Origin of the sequence: Oleiharenicola lentus (assembly GCF_051660365.1) — a bacterium.
Classification (GTDB): Bacteria; Verrucomicrobiota; Verrucomicrobiia; order Opitutales; family Opitutaceae; genus Lacunisphaera; species Lacunisphaera lenta_A.
The window spans coordinates 116,589-131,444 of sequence record NZ_JBOZXB010000002.1 but is presented as its reverse complement, the minus strand read 5'-3'; the positions used below and the strand labels follow the sequence as shown (position 1 = coordinate 131,444).

The window sequence follows — 14,856 nt, the reverse complement described above, 5'->3', positions numbered from 1 at the left end:
AAAGAAATGAAGTGCAACGCTCGCTCCCGATGCTTTAGTCATCAATTCCATGCCCGACACCCGTCTCACTTCGATTCGCAACGCCTTCCTCACGGGCTTGCTGCTGCTCGCGCCGCTCGTGGTCACAGTGTGGGCCTTGCGTTTTATCATCGGCATGGTGGGCGGTTCCGTGACGCCGCTCTTCGCACCCTACTTGCCAGCACCGGTAAATCATCTCCCCAATTTCGTGTGGGACCTGCTCGCCACGATCATCGGTTTGGCGCTGGTCACGTTGCTCGGCTACCTCTCGCGTTACGTATTCGGCCGCTACTTTGGCGGCATGGCCGAACGTTTTATCCAAGGCATTCCCGGCATCGGCAGTTTCTACAATACGGTAAAACAATTCATCGAAACGTTCGGTTCCAACGAACGCAGCCAGTTTAGCAAGGTCGTGCTCGTGCAGTTCCCGCGCGCGGGTGCTTACACGATCGGTTTTCTCACCAATACGACGCAGGGCGAACCGCACCACCGCATCGGCACCGAACACTGGGCGGTCTTCATCCCGACATGTCCCAGCCCGACCAACGGCTACTTTCTCTACCTCCCGGTTTCCGAAATCATCGTGCTCGATATGTCGGTCGGTGAAGGCATGAAGATCGTCATTTCCTGCGGCGCCGTGCTGCCGACATGGAAAAACCCGGCGAGCGCCCGCGCTTCGCTGGCGGCGGGAATTTGAGCCTTCTCGACTTGCTTCGCGGGCACGCCTGAGAAGCTTACCCGCGTGCCCGGCCAACCGCTCCAGACCACCGCCTTCATCCTGACCAGACAGCTGTCAGGCTCGGACAAGTTTGAGCAGCTAAACGTCTTTTCCGTCGAGCACGGGGTGTTGCCTTGTCTGCGCCGCGTCGCGACCGGCCAGGCGAAAATCATTTCGACGCCCCTTGACCTTTTTGACGAAGCCGAGCTCTGGCTCGAATCATCGAACCAAGGCCGCACGTGGTTCATCAAAGAGCACCGCTTCATCGAACGTCATCCCGGCGTCGGTCGCTCCTACGAAGCGCTGCGCACCGCGTCGACTTTCGCCGCGTTGCTCGCGCGCAATCCGGTTTCCGAAGAATCTCGCGAAGCAGTCATCACACTTCTGCACTCGTGCCTCGGTGCACTCGCGAGCGGCGGCCGCCCCGACATTGTGTGGCTCAAGACGCTCTATTGTTTCCTCCGCGACGAAGGCTATCCCGTGAAACAACAGTGGTGGCCGCGTCTCTCCGGCAGCGATCGCGACGCCGCCGCGCAACTGCTCAATCAACCGCTCGCCGCGCAGAACGCCGAGCCAGACCTCGTCGCCCACATCACGCGCCAACTCGAAGACTGGCTCCGCGCCGAAACGGAGATCCGCCTGTAACCGTCCATGGATTTCTCGCTCGAACTCAAAACCGCGCGCCTGAGCGTGGGCGAATTCGCCGACTTCCGGCTCGGTCCGCAGGATGCCGGTAGCGGCGGCCCGCAAGGGATCTGGCGCGCGCAACTCGGGCAGCATTGGCACAACGAACTGCGCGCACGCACCGAAAAAGAGTTCACGCCCGACGGCGGCACGTTGCGCTCGGACGTCTTGTTCGAAGTCGTCATCGACGGTCAACTCACGCACCGCGGCTGGACGATTTCTCTCAATGGGCGCATCGATCAACAAGTCGGTGACACGCTGCGCGAAATTAAAAGCGTCATGCGCCCGCTGCCCGTCGACGAGGCGACCTTGCGCGCCGAGTATCCGGAATATTTTCGACAGATCGCGACGTATGCGGTGTTGCGCCGCGCCCAAGGTTTCAAAGCCACGCGCGCCGAACTCATTTTCGTCGAAGCCGGCGCCGGGCTCTCGCAAACCATCGCGTTAACGCCGTTTGACGAGGCACTCGTCAGCCATCAACTCGACGCACTCGTCGGATTTCTCAATCTCCGGCTCCGCGCCCACGAGCGCCGTCGCCACCTCGTTTTCCGTCCGGCGTTCGATTCGCTGCGCCTCGGCCAGGAAACTATTCAGGCCGATCTCTCGAACGCGCTGGCCACGTCACCCATCGTGCTTTTCGAAGCCCCCACCGGCTACGGAAAAACCGGCTGCCTGCTGGAATTTGCGCTCGGGAAATTGAAAGCCGGAAAATTCGAACGCGTCATCTGGCTCACCGGAAAATCCACCGGCCAGATCCAAGTCGTCCATACGCTCCAGCAAATGACCGCACCGGCTCAATCCGTTTGTCATACATTATATGACAAACCGAATGCGCCGTTTCCTTTCTGGCAGGTGCGCAATAAATCCGAGCACTGCGTAAATCACTCGTTTCACTGCGTGCGCGATAACTGCGATTTTCTCCGCGATTGCGGCGAACGCTGGCCGGGCAGCGGCCTCGCGAAATTTTACCTCGACGAAAAGCAGCCGCGCGACTTGCCCACCTTGCGCGAGGCCGGACTCGAAGCGCGTATCTGCCCTTACGAAATCACGCGCACCGCACTGCCGTTTAACGATGTGTGGATCGGCGATTTTAATTACGTGTTTGCACCGGACAATCGCGGGATTTTCTACGAACGACCAGGTTTCAATCCTGCGGAAACCCTGCTCATCATCGACGAAGCGCACAACCTTTCCTCACGCGTCGCGTCTGCCCACTCGCATCACGCCACCGACACCGACGCTCGGTTGCTGCTCGCCCAGCTTGATCACATCGAAGCGCCCGCCGCGCTGCTACTCGCCGTGGATGAATGGGCGCGTCTGCTCGGTTCGCTCTATCCCTCGGAGTCGCTCGACCCGCCGGTGGAAAACGAAGTTCATGATCTCGTTGCGCGCATCGCGAATCTCGTCAGCACCAAGCCGCTCGACTACGCCGCGCTCGGCCAGCGACATGCGGATGCACTCTGGGAATTCGCCGCGCTGGGCGATTTCCTCAATAACGAGAAACTGAAGAAACTCCTCTGGGTTGCCAAAACCGGCGAACTCGAATTCACCTGCGTGGATGCCGCCGATTGGATCGGCGAAACACTCTCCGACTACGGCGGTGCGGTGCTCATGTCGGCGACGCTCAATCCTTACGAGGCCTTCGCCGACGCCTGCGGATTGAAAAACACCGCCGCCCTCACCTCGCCGATTTACACGAAGCTGCAGGCCCCGACGCCGTGGCGCGCCGGAGCCTACGACATCGCCGTGGACCTGCGCGTGGACACCTCGTTCAAACAGCGCGCGAATCACTCTGGCACCACCGCCGCGACCATCGAGGCCCTGCATGCCGCCGCGGGCAGCGCGGTCGCGGTTTTCTTTCCTTCTTACGCCTACGCGGAAAATATCCGCCAATCACTTGAGCGCAGCGGCTCGGTGCTGCGCGTCGTGTTGCAGCCGAAGTTGCCCGACCTCGCCGCGCAAACCGCGTGGGTCGAGGAAAACCTCGCGCTCGCCGACGCGCTTTTTCTCGTGCTCGGCAGCAGCTTCGCCGAAGGCATCGATCTGCTTGGTGGTCGCGTGACGCACGCAATGGTCGTTGGTCCCGCTTTGCCCGAAGTCAACGCCGTGCAAAAAGCGCGCGTCGATGCTTTGCATGCACTCGGCCGTGAAGCCGCTTTTCGTCGCGTTTACCAGATTCCGGGCCTGCAAAAAGTGAACCAAGCGCTCGGCCGCCTTGTGCGCGCTCCGGGCCACCACGCGAAAGTGTTGCTGCATTGCCGACGTTTCGCGGAACCGAGCTACGCGTCACTCCTCGCGACCGACTACCAACTCTACGAGGAGATTTTCACCGAGAAAGACTTGGGCGACTGGCTCGCGACTTCAGCGCGCGATTCCAACAGTCCTTGATCGGCTAGAATCCTGACTCAGGCCGTGGCGTCGGCTTCACCGAGCAAGTTGGCAAAAATCATTTTGCCGCCGCCACTGGGAAGCACGCCGATGATTTCCGCCGTCACTCGTTTCCCGATAAAAAGTCGACCGTTGTTCACCACCACCATCGAGCCGTCAGGCAGATAACCAAGCGCCTGCCCTTCTTCCTTGCCGATCTTCACCAAGTCCAGCGAAAGACTCTCGCCGATCACAAGCGTGGGCCTCAACGCGACTTCGAGCGCGTGGAGATTGAGCCACGGCACGCCTTGAAACTGGGCCATCTTCGCGAGATTGGTGTCGGTCGTGAGCAATTTCGCGTGCATCGACTGCGCGAGAAACACGAGTTTTGCTTCGATGTCCTGCCGGCGAGCCACGTCACTTTGATGGATGCGGATGTCGATGCGCTTGATCGCGCGCAGGTCATTCAACACCTGCAGGCCACGACGCCCGCGCGCCTGTTTCACTGGATCTTGCGAGTCGGCGATAGACTGCAGTTCGGCCAAAATAAACGACGGGATGATCAGCGCCGCGCCGAGGAATTGAGTTTCGCACACTTTGGCGATGCGCCCGTCGATCAATGCGCTGGTGTCCACCACCACAAGCGGCACGTCCACCTCATGCGGCACGAAACGCACATACGGAATCACCAAGTTAAACTCATCCTTACCGCGCAGCGCGATAACAGTGCCGAGATAAGTGCAGACGAGAAACAGCGTCATTTGCACCAGAAAGATAATCTGTGGATCGCCTTGCTTGAGCAGCGGCGACGTCGAAAGCAGCCACGCGATCAGCGAACCCATGCCGAGGCCGAAGCTGACCGCAGTGAGTCCGCGCAGTGAAAATCCCTTCAGAAACAAATCAACCAACACGACCAGCACGCCGATCGAGAAACCGATAAATACGGCCAGCCCCAAATGCGCATCCCACTCCTTAACCGTGAAACACAGCAGCCAACTGGCCACCATGCACAGCAGGATGAAACACACTCGAATAATTAATAGCGTTTTATTCATCGGAGAGCGCTTCAGTTAAACAGGCCTTTCTTTTTCATCCAGAGCACCACGAACGGCAGCACCGCGAAGAACAGCATGAACCCGTAAAGAATCCATTGTGCCCTGCTGGCTTTTTTCTCTAGCTCGGGGTTGCGCTCTTCCATCAACTTATCCGACCAACCACCCTGCCCGATGACAACGCAATACTGGCTAGTTAAATCCGAACCCGATGCCTACTCGTGGGAACAATTTATCAAAGACGGCCAGGCCGACTGGACAGGCGTGCGCAATTACGCCGCGCGCCTGCACCTCAACACGATGAAGGTCGGCGACGAAGTTTTTTTCTACCATAGTAACGTCGGCAAAGAAATCGTCGGGCTCGCCAAAGTCACTAAAACCGCCTTCCCCGATAAAACCGCCGCCGAAGAGGGTTGGGTCGCCGTGGAATTGAAGCCCGTCGCGCCGCTAAAAATTCCGGTCACGCTCGAACAGATTAAAAGCACACCCGCGCTCAAAGATATCCCGCTCATCCGTCAAAGCCGGCTCTCCGTGATGCCTCTCAAGGCGGCCGAGTTTGCCGTGATCAAGCGCCTCGGTAAGTAGCGCTGCGCCCCACCTCGTTGCGAAAATTATTTCGCCAGCGCTTTCGCCAAATCGAGATCCACTAACACGCGCAGGCCGTGCGTGCGCACGCGCTCGGCCTTGGCCACGGGTTTGATCGGCAACGCTTCAATGTTTTCGAAGCTGTCTGCGTAACTTCCGCCGACGACGACCGCGCGCTCGCCTTCGCCCACCAAGATCCACTCGGAAAGATTCCCGATGATGTCGTGAAATCCCAGTGCCGTCGCCGCACTCTGGCCCGCCGGCTGGCTCTTGCCTGAACTGTTGATCACGCTCCACGCGTTTTTCGCGGCGGCCCGCACATCGCCGGCGGCAGCCCGCATCTCGTTTTCCGTCGGCAGGCGCGCAGACACACCCATCACCCAACCGAGACGCCGGCAAAATTCTTCCGCTTCCGCATACGTCACCGAATCCACCGGCAGCAATCGGCCGGCGTTGCGACTCGGGTTACTGCTCATCACGCGCAGGAAAAGCGCTTGGGACACTTCAGTTTTCAACAACGCGACGCGTTCGTTCCCCGGCAGCGGCGCGAGTGAATCGTAGAGCTGATCTTGAATTTGCACGAGTTCGGCTTGCCGCAAATTCAAGTAGCTCAACTTTTGCTTCAAACTGTCATCCAGTCCGGTCGCCTTGGGATAAAGCTGGGCCGACGATTCCACTTTTTTAAGGGCTTCATCCACGAGTTTCTGCGCTTGGAGCAATTCGCGTTTTTGCAGATGCGCCGCGGCGCGCAGGTCGAGTTCGCGCACCTCGTCCCATAAACGGCGTGCGCGCAATGTCTGCCGCAGCACTTCAATCTGCTCAAAACGATCCATGGAAACAAAACGGCTTTTGCCATATTGCTCGTTGATCATGCGCTGCCGCGTCGCGGCTTCATTGAGCAATTCCTCGGCTTTTTCCAAATTGCCCGAGTCGGCGGCATCTGAGGCCTGCGCCAGCGAGGTCAGCACCAAATCGTGATATTCCATCGCTCCCAGCGTCGCGAGTTCCGCATCGATCTGTTCGACCGCGCGCACATTTGCGAAACGCGTGCCGGCGTAATCAGTGTTTAATTTTATCTGCGCCACGCGCGCCTTGCTGTAAAATTCCGCCGCCTTGGCCCACTGCTTCTTGGCCACTGCCCGCACCGCTTCCTCGTTGGCGATGCGGATTTCATTTAACAACGGCTCCGCTTCCAAGCGCTCCACATCCTGCTGCAAACGCGACTGCCGGGTGTAATTTTTAAGCGTTTGCTTGGCGTTGCTCGCGTTCACTTGGATCTGCAAACGCAGCGCAGATTTCAAACGCTCCAGCGCCATCACTAGATCTTTTTTCCGCACCGCATCTTCAGCGCTTTGCTCGAAATCGCGACTGTCGCGCGTCCACGCGGTCGCATTTAAATCGTCAAGTTGCACCTGCCACTCGTGCAGATCCACCGCATCGTCATTTCCGGAATCCGCACGGAGTCGCATCAACTCGCCCTGTTTCACCACGGCTTCTTCGATCAACTTCCGTTGCAGTTCCGTCGACGCCAGCGAAGCGGGCTGCGCCAGGCTTTGACGAATCTCCTGCACACGTTCCTGCAATGTGGCGATTTTCTTATCAATCTCCGCTTGCTCAAGCGGCGGCTTGTGCGAGCGGGCGGACTTGCCCGACATTTGCCAGTAAACCAATCCGCCCGCGCCGCCCAGCAGGGCCAGCACAATCACAATAATTAAAACACGTTTGCCCTGAGTCGTGGGAATAGTGTCGGGAAGCTCAGGCTCTTTTTCGAAATAGGACATCGGCGAAGGACAAGTAGATTCACCGCGTCACAAAAGGCAACGGCATTGCCCTCTGGCTGGACAATCCTGCGGCAGCCGCTTTCGTCGAGAGCGTGTTTGACCGTCTCACCATCCTCGCGCCCGGCCTGCTGGGTGCCTCCGTGGCCCAAGCCGCCCGCAGCTTCGGCGCCGCCAAACACATCACCGTCTGGTCGCGCCGACCGGAGACACGCCTCGAAATCAAAGGCCAGCCTTGGTGCGACCGTGTAGCCGACACGCCCGAAGACGCCGCTCGCGACGCCGATCTCGTCGTGTTGTGCGCGCCCGTCGACCAGATCGGGCCATTGGTCACACAAATCGCCACCGTGCTTTCACCGCATGCGATCGTCACGGACGTCGGCAGCGTAAAAGGTGAAATCTGCCGCCACGCCACCGCCGCGCTGGCGGGGCGCGCGCATTTCATCGGTTCGCACCCGATGGCCGGTTCTGAAAAAACGGGCTGGGAAGCTGCGAAAGCCGATCTGTTCAAAGGCCGCACCGTATTTGTCACACCGTTGCCCGGAGCGGATGCGAAAGCCACCGAACGCGTTGTGGCTTTCTGGTCGGCGCTCGACGCCACCGTGGCCACCGTCGAACCCGACACGCACGATGAAATCGTCGCCCACATCAGCCATTTGCCTCAAGTGATCGCCTCCACGCTTTGCGCGAGCCTCGCGAAACGCGACGTGCGCTGGCGCAATTTCTCGGGCGGTGGCTTGCGCGACACCACGCGCATCGCCGGCAGCGATTCGAAATTGTGGAAAACGATTCTCGAACAAAACCGCGACGAAATCCTCCGCGCCTTGCGTGAATATCAAAACGAACTGCACCACTTCGAACGTTCGCTCGCCAATCGCGACTGGCTCGAAGTCCAAGCCGTGCTCGAACGCGGCAAAGCCTATCGCGACCAGTTCCGACCTATTCCTTGATAATGTGGAAATCAGGAAAACAGGAAACCACAGTTGTGCTTTTTCCTGACTTCCTGATTTCCACATAAAATTTAAATTGATGCCGTCTTACCCTCCCACGCTTCCCATCCAACCGTTCACGCGTCCTGTGCGTGGCAGCGTCACGTTGCCCGGTTCGAAGAGTATTACGAATCGCGCGCTGATTCTCGCCGCGCTGGCGAAAGGCACCACGACATTGCACGGCGCACTTTTCAGTCGCGACACGCGCATCATGGTCACCGCCCTGCGTGCATTGGGCTTCATCGTTGTCACCAACGAAAACGCACTGACGATCACCATCGCCGGCCGCGGCGGCGAAATCCCCGTGCGCGAAGCCACCATCGATGTCGGCAACGCCGGCACCGCCGCGCGCTTTCTCACCGCGTTCGTGTGCCTGCGACCGGACGGTATTTATCATTTCGACGGCGACGAAGCCATGCGCCGACGCCCGATTGGCGCGTTGCTCGAAGCGCTCGAATCGCAAGGCGCCCAAGCGAGTTCACGCAATTTTCCTTTCACGCTTCGCACCGCCGGTTTGCCGGGGGGAGTTGTTTCGATCGACGCCTCCGAGAGTTCGCAACTGCTCTCCGCGCTTATCATGGCGGCACCGAAGGCAAAATCCCCGCTCGCGGTCACGCTCGTGGGTGAAACCGTCTCGCGCCCGTTCATTCACATGACGGAACGCATGGTGGAGCAATTTCGCGCGCCAGTCGCCGACTACGCCATCGAAGGCGATGCGACTGCGGCGAGTTATTTTGCCGAGTTGGTCATCGCCACCGGCGGAAGCGTCGAAGTAAACGGGCTCAATCTCGAGGCCAACGCACTGCAAGGCGACGCGGCATTCTTCCGCTTGCTTGCCGCGAAAAACCTCATCGCGACTTCCGGTAAAACCGCCTCGCACGGTTCGTCGCGCGAAGGCGTCACGGCGGATTTCAACGATTTCTCCGACACCTTCCTGTCGCTCGCCGCGATCGCCCCGCTGCTCGACGGCCCGACCAAAATTTCCGGCATCGCGCACACGCGCAAACAGGAGACCGACCGCGTCGCGGGCATGGCGCGCGAACTCACCAAGCTTGGGCAACACGTGATTGAAACGGAAGATGCGCTCGAAATCCATCCCCGCCCTCTGACCATTGGCGTAGAAATCGAAACGTATCACGACCATCGTTTCGCGATGAGCTTCGGCGTCCTCGGATGCCACAATCTACGAGGAGACGGCCAGCCATGGCTCTCGATCAAGGATCCCGCGTGCTGTTCGAAAACGTTTCCGGCATTCTTTGACTTGCTGGAAGCCCTCAGGACGGGCTCTCATTGAGGAAATCTTTCGATCAATCTGGAACTCAGGAAATCAGGAAAAACCGACGCTCATTCACCGAATTGTTGTATTCCTGATTTCCTGAGATCCCGATTCAAAACGAATTCTCATGCCTGCTTCCCCTTTCATTATCATCGCGATTGACGGCGGCGCCGCCTCCGGAAAATCGTCCTCGTCCAAAATTCTGGCTGAGAAATTTAATCTGCTGCACGTGGACACCGGGTCGTTCTACCGGCACATCACTTACGAACTCCTCCGTCGTGGCGTGGCGCACACTGACGCCACTGCGCTCAACGCCGCACTCGCCGACTTGAAGTTCGGCACGCAACTTAACGGTCGCTCCGCCCAAATGCTCATTGGCGGTCAGCCCGCCGGCCAGGAAATCCGCAGCCAGGACGTGAACTCCCACGTCTCTCACTACGCCGCGATCCCCGAAGTGCGTCACACCCTGCTCGCCTATCAACGCGACCAGGTAAACGTGGCAAAACAGCATAATTTTCGCGGCCTGGTGATGGAGGGCCGCGATATCGGCTCGGTCATTTTTCCCAACGCGGATTTCCGTTTCTTCCTTCACGCCGATCCCGCCGAGCGCGCCAAACGCCGCGCTGCCGAAGGCGGTCAAGATTCCATCGCAGAACGCGATCGTCTCGACTCGTCACGCAAAGCTGCACCCCTCGTCGTGCCGCAAGGGGCGATCGATATTGATTCGACCTTCATCTCGCTCGACCAAGTCGTGGAAAAAATGTCGGCGCTAATCGCGCCAAAGCTGCCTTGATATTATTTATCTGGAACTCAGGAAATCAGGAAACGAGATCAATCAATCCGTAAACTGACTTGTTCTTAATCCTGATTTCGTGAGTTCCAGATTCTAAATCTTTCGCGATCGCCATGCCCAACACACCCGACCAGCTGAAGCAGACGCCGTTCTACAGCTTCTTTCATTATCTGGCGCGGACGATTCACGGCATGTGGTTTCGCGGTGAAGTGGTCGGCTTGGAAAATTTTCCCGCCGCAGGCCCTTTCCTGATCGCCTCGAATCACGCCAGCCACCTCGATCCGCCCGTCGTAGGCTCACAAGTAGCGCGCCAAATGCGTTTCTTCGCGCGCAAGAGCCTTTGGAATAGCCGCATTACATCCTGGTGGCTCGACAAAGTGGAAACCATTCCCGTGGAGCGCGACAGCGGCGATATCGGCGCCATCAAACGCGTGCTCCAAGCGCTCAAGGAAGATCGTGCAGTCGTCTTGTTCCCCGAAGGCACGCGGTCACCTGACGGCCAGCTGCAAAAAGCCAAGGCAGGCGTCGGCTTGATGGCGTGCAAAACCGGCGTGCCCGTCGTGCCCTGCCGTGTTTACGGTTCCTTCGAAGCCTTCAGCAAAGGCCGGAAAATCCCCAAGCTCGGCACGCCAATCTCGATCGTGTTTGGTCCGCCCATTCCCGCGAGCGATTACGATGATCCGAAAGCCGGCAAAGCCCGCTACGACATCGCCGCGCAACGTATTATGGAACGCATCGCCGCGCTGCCTGAGCCACGCTACGCGGTGATTTAAAAGCAGGGGGCTTTACGCCCCGATTGATTCATCCAACGAAATCAGCGCAGCCCGCAGTTTTTGCGGGCGCGAGACATGACATTTGTCGCCACCGCGCGGGCGCGTTCGGCGCCGTCGCGGAGGACTTTGTCGACGTAATCGAAATTGGCCGCGAGTTCGGCGCGTTTCGCACGGTAGGGTGCGAAATAATTCCAGTAATGCTCGAAAAGAGCTTTTTTCAGGTCGCCGTAACCGAGGCCACCCGCGCGCAGGCGCGCTTCGAGATCAGCGGAAACGTCCGCCGGCGCGACGTGCTTGAGCAATTGGATCGCGAGATTCTTCTCTGCGTCGGGCTTCGGCTCAGCGGGCGTGCGCGAATCCATCACGATGCCCATGATTTTTTTGCGCAGTGCTTTTTCGTCGCCGAAAATTTCCACGGTGTTGCCGTAACTCTTCGACATTTTTTGCCCGTCGAGTCCGGGGATGACCGCGACGTCTTCGGCAATTTTTTCCTCGGGGACGACGAACGTGTCGCCGTAAGTCTGGTTAAACTTGATCGCGATATCGCGCGTCATTTCGAGGTGTTGCTTCTGGTCTTTGCCGACCGGCACGACGTTGGTGTCGAACAGCAAGATATCCGCCGCCATTAACACCGGATACGCAAACAGGCCGAAGTTCGGCGAAATGCCTTTCGCGGTCTTGTCTTTGTAGCTGTGGGCGCGCTCCAGCAAACCCATCGGGGTGAGCGAACCGATCAGCCACATGAGTTCGCAGACTTCGGGGACGTCACTCTGGCGCCAGAAAACGGATTTGGCCGGATCGAGGCCGCAGGCCAGCCAGTCGAGTGCGATGCCGCGCGTGTAGGCGAGACGTTCCTTCGCATCGGTCAGCGCGGTCATCGAATGATAATCCGCGATAAAATAGTAAGCGTCACCGCCCGCCTGCAATTCGATGGCCGGACGCATCGCGCCGAAATAATTGCCGATGTGAAGCGTGCCGGAAGGCGTGATACCCGTGAGGATGCGTGGCATGATAGATGGTGGATCGTTCTCGTTCTTCGTTCGCTTACTAGCGCTCGAAAATGCTTAAAAGCGGTCGACCAGAGAGAACGAGAAAGAGCCAGAGAACGAGAAAGATTTTTTTGAACGGCGGTTTAATCCCGCCGCGCAATCGTGGTGATCGTTTGCCGATTCCGCGCAATGGTGGCGGCCGGCAAATATCCCGTGAACGCCGTGCAAGGCATCACCAGCGCGCGCGGTCCGAGCACGGCGCCAGGATTGAGCACGGCGTTACAACCGACCTCGGCCTTGTCGCCCAGAATCGCGCCAAATTTCCGCAGCCCTGTGCCGGTCACTGTGCCGTCCACGAGCCGCACGGTCACTTCGCCTTGATCGAGACGCAGGTTCGAACAAATCACACCCGCACCGAGGTGCGCTTTATTTCCGAGCACAGAATCGCCCACGTAATTAAAGTGCGGCACCTGCACGCCATCGAGCAGCAGGCAGTTTTTAAATTCGCACGAATTTCCAATCACACATCCTTCGCCGATGATCACGTTGCCACGAATAAACGCGCCCGGACGAATCTCGGTTTTCGCGCCAATGTAAGCCGGGCCGATAATCGTCGCGTAGGCGGGCAGTTTCACGCTCGGGTGAATCCACACGCTGCCCTCAATGCGCACGCCCGACGGAATCGCGATTTCGTTAACAGGGAACTGCGCCGCGCCCAAGGCCGCACCGATTTTCTTCAGCCAATCCCACGGCGGCACGTCCGCGGGGAAAAATTGCGCGAACTGGCTGAGCGATGCTGGCAGGGCAAAAAAATCAGAGGCTTTCACAAGCATCGGAATAACAAAAATTTCCATGAGGAACAGCGGTTTCTTACTTTCCGCGCCGCAGCCGAAACCGCATTCATCCCCAATTTATCGGATAAAACCCTACCCTTTTAACCGAGAGCACCGCCGGCACTTAACTCACGACTCGGCGTCGAACACCCCGCAACGAACAGCATACAACTCAACCCTCCAAAAAATCTATCCTATGAAAAACTACCAACGCTCCCTCGCGGCCCTCGTGGTCGCTGCTGCTACCCTCGCCCCGTTTGGCTTCGCCCAAGTGACCGGCGCGGTAAATAGCACCGTCAACTCCACAGTTAACGGCGTCGCTGCCCTTAACGCCAATGCTGCTGCTAACGCCGCTGCAAACACTTCTCAAGCCGCCACCCAAGCGGCTCAAAGCACCGCAGCCCAAGTCGGCTCGCAAGTCGGCGCGACGGCCGCGCAGGTCGGATCTCAAGTGGGCGCCACGGCGTCACAGGTCGGATCGCAAGTCGGCGCTGCGGCCAATGCCGCCGGTAACACCGCCGCCAATGCTTCCGCCAATGTCGGCACCGCCGCTCAAAACTCCGCAAGCGGCGCTGTCAATGGCACGCGTGCAGGAGTGGGTGCGACCGTGAACAATGCCACTTCCACCACCGTCGGAGCTAATCGCGATGACGTGCGTGCGGGTGTCAATTCGACCACTGACTCGACCCTCAACGGCCGCGTCGGTAACAACGCCCTTTCCGGCGCAGGTTCTCAGACCATTTCGGCTTCGCTGAGTTCGGCTGACATCGTGAGCCGCATCCGCTCCACGGAATCCAGCGCGCGCGGCACGATTTCTACGGAAGTCCAAACCCGCGTCGATGCGAGCCGTCAGGCGGTCAATGGTCTCCAAGACCGCGCCGCCGCTCTGCAAGGCCGCGCTCAAACTGCCGCCACTCGCGCGGTGACCGAAGCCCGCTCGCGCGAAGCGCAAGTCCGCACGGATCTCGCAGCGTTCCAAAGCGCCACGGGTGAACGCGCCAACCAAGCCCGTGAACGCCTCGCCAACAGCTACCAAGCTTATGTCGAAGCCGCCGCGAGCGCTGAAGTTGCCACCCAAGCTAGCGCGAACGCACGCAACTAAGCTCCAGTTCTGAAAGCTTAACGACCCCGGTAGCGGAAACGCTACCGGGGTTTTTCTGAACCTGATCCTCACACCCACCTGTTAATTTTTCGCATCCGTATTTTTTTCACCATGCAAACTCGTTCCTCCCTGATCGCACTGCTGGCGCTGGTCAGCCTCGGCTCACTCACCGCCCAAGTCACTCCCACCACCTACGCGTGGAAAATTGAAACCGGTTTCGGCTACAGCGAAGGCGACTATGGCCTTAACGCCGACACCGAAGTCTATTCCGCGCCGGTTTCACTCGTTTACGACGCCGCCAACTGGAGCCTGCGAGCCACGGTGCCCTGGGTCTCGGTCAAAGGCCCGGCGGTCGTTCCTGGCGTCGGCGGGCGCCCGACCAGCGGCGAAGAATCCGGCATCGGCGACAGCACCCTCGGCCTCACTTATAAACTATTCACCGCGCCGGATTCGTTCATCGTTAATTTGAGCGGTCGCGTGAAATTCCACACGGGCGATGAAGATCGCGGCCTCAGCACCGGTGGCACCGATTATTACACGCAAGTCGACGTGCTGCGTAGCTATGGCAGCGTGACGCCGTTCGTCAGTCTCGGCTATCGTTGGATGGGCAGTTCGCCGCTTTACCAACTCGAAGACGGGGTCTTTGCGTCCGGCGGGGTAGCATTCCGCGTAGCAGAAGGAACCAGTATCGGCGCCGCGTATGAATGGCGCGAAGAAATCGTCGCCGGCGGCGATGCTTCAAGCGAAGTCTCCGCGTTCGCGTTCCGCAAATTCAGTGATCGCTGGAGCGGCAGCATTTACGCTCTCGCCGGTTTCACAGACGCCAGCCCCAACCATAGCTTCGGTGGTTCGGTGATCTTCTCATTCTAAGAAATCTTCGCAGTCTTCACTCCCAAAGC

General features: G+C 58.9%; 15 protein-coding genes. 10 read left to right on the top strand and 5 right to left on the bottom strand.

Annotated features, from left to right (window positions below; genetic code table 11):
- Window positions 1–49: 49 nt before the first annotated feature.
- From ACRRQW_RS15350 to ACRRQW_RS15340, 3 genes are read left to right on the top strand one after another with little or no spacing between them, the layout of a single operon-like run.
- On the top strand, window positions 50–715 hold the full coding sequence (locus ACRRQW_RS15350) for a DUF502 domain-containing protein (protein WP_438482477.1): 666 nt from the start codon (window positions 50–52) through the stop codon (window positions 713–715).
- 45 nt (window positions 716–760) lie between these two features.
- Window positions 761–1,381: a hypothetical protein gene (locus ACRRQW_RS15345; RefSeq protein ID WP_438482476.1), complete on the top strand. Its 621-nt coding sequence runs from the start codon at window positions 761–763 to the stop codon at window positions 1,379–1,381.
- Between the two features lie 6 nt (window positions 1,382–1,387).
- Window positions 1,388–3,808: an ATP-dependent DNA helicase gene (locus ACRRQW_RS15340; protein WP_438482475.1), complete on the top strand. Its 2,421-nt coding sequence runs from the start codon at window positions 1,388–1,390 to the stop codon at window positions 3,806–3,808.
- Window positions 3,809–3,825: 17 nt separating this feature from the next.
- Here ACRRQW_RS15340 and ACRRQW_RS15335 read toward each other — a convergent pair whose 3' ends face one another.
- Both ACRRQW_RS15335 and ACRRQW_RS15330 read right to left on the bottom strand, forming a co-directional pair.
- Window positions 3,826–4,842: a PIN/TRAM domain-containing protein gene (locus ACRRQW_RS15335; protein ID WP_438482474.1), complete on the bottom strand. Its 1,017-nt coding sequence runs from the start codon at window positions 4,840–4,842 to the stop codon at window positions 3,826–3,828.
- A gap of 11 nt (window positions 4,843–4,853) precedes the next feature.
- On the bottom strand, window positions 4,854–4,985 hold the full coding sequence (locus tag ACRRQW_RS15330) for a hypothetical protein (RefSeq protein ID WP_438482473.1): 132 nt from the start codon (window positions 4,983–4,985) through the stop codon (window positions 4,854–4,856).
- 28 nt (window positions 4,986–5,013) lie between these two features.
- Between ACRRQW_RS15330 and ACRRQW_RS15325 the strand changes: the two genes are divergently transcribed.
- On the top strand, window positions 5,014–5,424 hold the full coding sequence (locus ACRRQW_RS15325) for an EVE domain-containing protein (protein WP_438482472.1): 411 nt from the start codon (window positions 5,014–5,016) through the stop codon (window positions 5,422–5,424).
- Window positions 5,425–5,450: 26 nt separating this feature from the next.
- On the opposite strand, the gene ACRRQW_RS15320 is transcribed toward ACRRQW_RS15325, so the two are convergent.
- Window positions 5,451–7,205 (bottom strand): SUMF1/EgtB/PvdO family nonheme iron enzyme, encoded by a 1,755-nt coding sequence (locus ACRRQW_RS15320; protein WP_438482471.1) that lies wholly within the window; start codon window positions 7,203–7,205, stop codon window positions 5,451–5,453.
- A 92-nt stretch (window positions 7,206–7,297) separates the two neighbouring features.
- Here ACRRQW_RS15320 and ACRRQW_RS15315 point away from each other — a divergent pair, with 92 nt between their 5' ends.
- The 4 genes from ACRRQW_RS15315 (at window position 7,298) to ACRRQW_RS15300 (ending at window position 11,033) form a co-directional block, all read left to right on the top strand.
- Window positions 7,298–8,152 carry a prephenate dehydrogenase gene (locus ACRRQW_RS15315; protein ID WP_438482470.1) on the top strand — a complete coding sequence of 285 codons (855 nt, stop codon included), beginning with the start codon at window positions 7,298–7,300 and terminating at the stop codon, window positions 8,150–8,152.
- Window positions 8,153–8,231: 79 nt separating this feature from the next.
- On the top strand, window positions 8,232–9,485 hold the full coding sequence (aroA, locus tag ACRRQW_RS15310; RefSeq protein ID WP_438482469.1) for a 3-phosphoshikimate 1-carboxyvinyltransferase: 1,254 nt from the start codon (window positions 8,232–8,234) through the stop codon (window positions 9,483–9,485).
- 109 nt (window positions 9,486–9,594) lie between these two features.
- On the top strand, window positions 9,595–10,260 hold the full coding sequence (gene cmk, locus ACRRQW_RS15305; RefSeq protein ID WP_438482468.1) for a (d)CMP kinase: 666 nt from the start codon (window positions 9,595–9,597) through the stop codon (window positions 10,258–10,260).
- 113 nt (window positions 10,261–10,373) lie between these two features.
- Window positions 10,374–11,033 (top strand): lysophospholipid acyltransferase family protein, encoded by a 660-nt coding sequence (locus ACRRQW_RS15300; RefSeq protein ID WP_438482467.1) that lies wholly within the window; start codon window positions 10,374–10,376, stop codon window positions 11,031–11,033.
- Between the two features lie 41 nt (window positions 11,034–11,074).
- Here ACRRQW_RS15300 and trpS read toward each other — a convergent pair whose 3' ends face one another.
- Both trpS and ACRRQW_RS15290 read right to left on the bottom strand, forming a co-directional pair.
- Window positions 11,075–12,043 carry a tryptophan--tRNA ligase gene (gene trpS, locus ACRRQW_RS15295; RefSeq protein ID WP_438482466.1) on the bottom strand — a complete coding sequence of 323 codons (969 nt, stop codon included), beginning with the start codon at window positions 12,041–12,043 and terminating at the stop codon, window positions 11,075–11,077.
- Window positions 12,044–12,165: 122 nt separating this feature from the next.
- A complete protein-coding gene (locus ACRRQW_RS15290) occupies window positions 12,166–12,876 on the bottom strand; it encodes a UDP-N-acetylglucosamine diphosphorylase (RefSeq protein WP_438482465.1) in 711 nt (236 codons plus the stop codon).
- 175 nt (window positions 12,877–13,051) lie between these two features.
- On the opposite strand from ACRRQW_RS15290, the gene ACRRQW_RS15285 reads away from it, so the two are divergent.
- Window positions 13,052–13,957: a hypothetical protein gene (locus ACRRQW_RS15285; RefSeq protein ID WP_438482464.1), complete on the top strand. Its 906-nt coding sequence runs from the start codon at window positions 13,052–13,054 to the stop codon at window positions 13,955–13,957.
- 111 nt (window positions 13,958–14,068) lie between these two features.
- Complete coding sequence (locus ACRRQW_RS15280; RefSeq protein ID WP_438482463.1) at window positions 14,069–14,827, top strand: transporter; 759 nt, start codon at window positions 14,069–14,071, stop codon at window positions 14,825–14,827.
- Window positions 14,828–14,856 lie beyond the last annotated feature (29 nt).

Bases quoted from the DNA above. Each gene is read 5' to 3' on its own strand.
- ACRRQW_RS15350 (WP_438482477.1), top strand. From the start codon at position 50: ATGCCCGACACCCGTCTCACTTCGATTCGCAACGCCTTCCTCACGGGC.
- aroA (WP_438482469.1), top strand. From the start codon at position 8,232: ATGCCGTCTTACCCTCCCACGCTTCCCATCCAACCGTTCACGCGTCCT.
- ACRRQW_RS15340 (WP_438482475.1), top strand. From the start codon at position 1,388: ATGGATTTCTCGCTCGAACTCAAAACCGCGCGCCTGAGCGTGGGCGAA.
- ACRRQW_RS15335 (WP_438482474.1), bottom strand. From the start codon at position 4,842: ATGAATAAAACGCTATTAATTATTCGAGTGTGTTTCATCCTGCTGTGC.
- ACRRQW_RS15290 (WP_438482465.1), bottom strand. From the start codon at position 12,876: ATGGAAATTTTTGTTATTCCGATGCTTGTGAAAGCCTCTGATTTTTTT.
- ACRRQW_RS15320 (WP_438482471.1), bottom strand. From the start codon at position 7,205: ATGTCCTATTTCGAAAAAGAGCCTGAGCTTCCCGACACTATTCCCACG.
- trpS (WP_438482466.1), bottom strand. From the start codon at position 12,043: ATGCCACGCATCCTCACGGGTATCACGCCTTCCGGCACGCTTCACATC.
- ACRRQW_RS15325 (WP_438482472.1), top strand. From the start codon at position 5,014: ATGACAACGCAATACTGGCTAGTTAAATCCGAACCCGATGCCTACTCG.
- ACRRQW_RS15285 (WP_438482464.1), top strand. From the start codon at position 13,052: ATGAAAAACTACCAACGCTCCCTCGCGGCCCTCGTGGTCGCTGCTGCT.
- cmk (WP_438482468.1), top strand. From the start codon at position 9,595: ATGCCTGCTTCCCCTTTCATTATCATCGCGATTGACGGCGGCGCCGCC.
- ACRRQW_RS15330 (WP_438482473.1), bottom strand. From the start codon at position 4,985: ATGGAAGAGCGCAACCCCGAGCTAGAGAAAAAAGCCAGCAGGGCACAA.
- ACRRQW_RS15280 (WP_438482463.1), top strand. From the start codon at position 14,069: ATGCAAACTCGTTCCTCCCTGATCGCACTGCTGGCGCTGGTCAGCCTC.
- ACRRQW_RS15300 (WP_438482467.1), top strand. From the start codon at position 10,374: ATGCCCAACACACCCGACCAGCTGAAGCAGACGCCGTTCTACAGCTTC.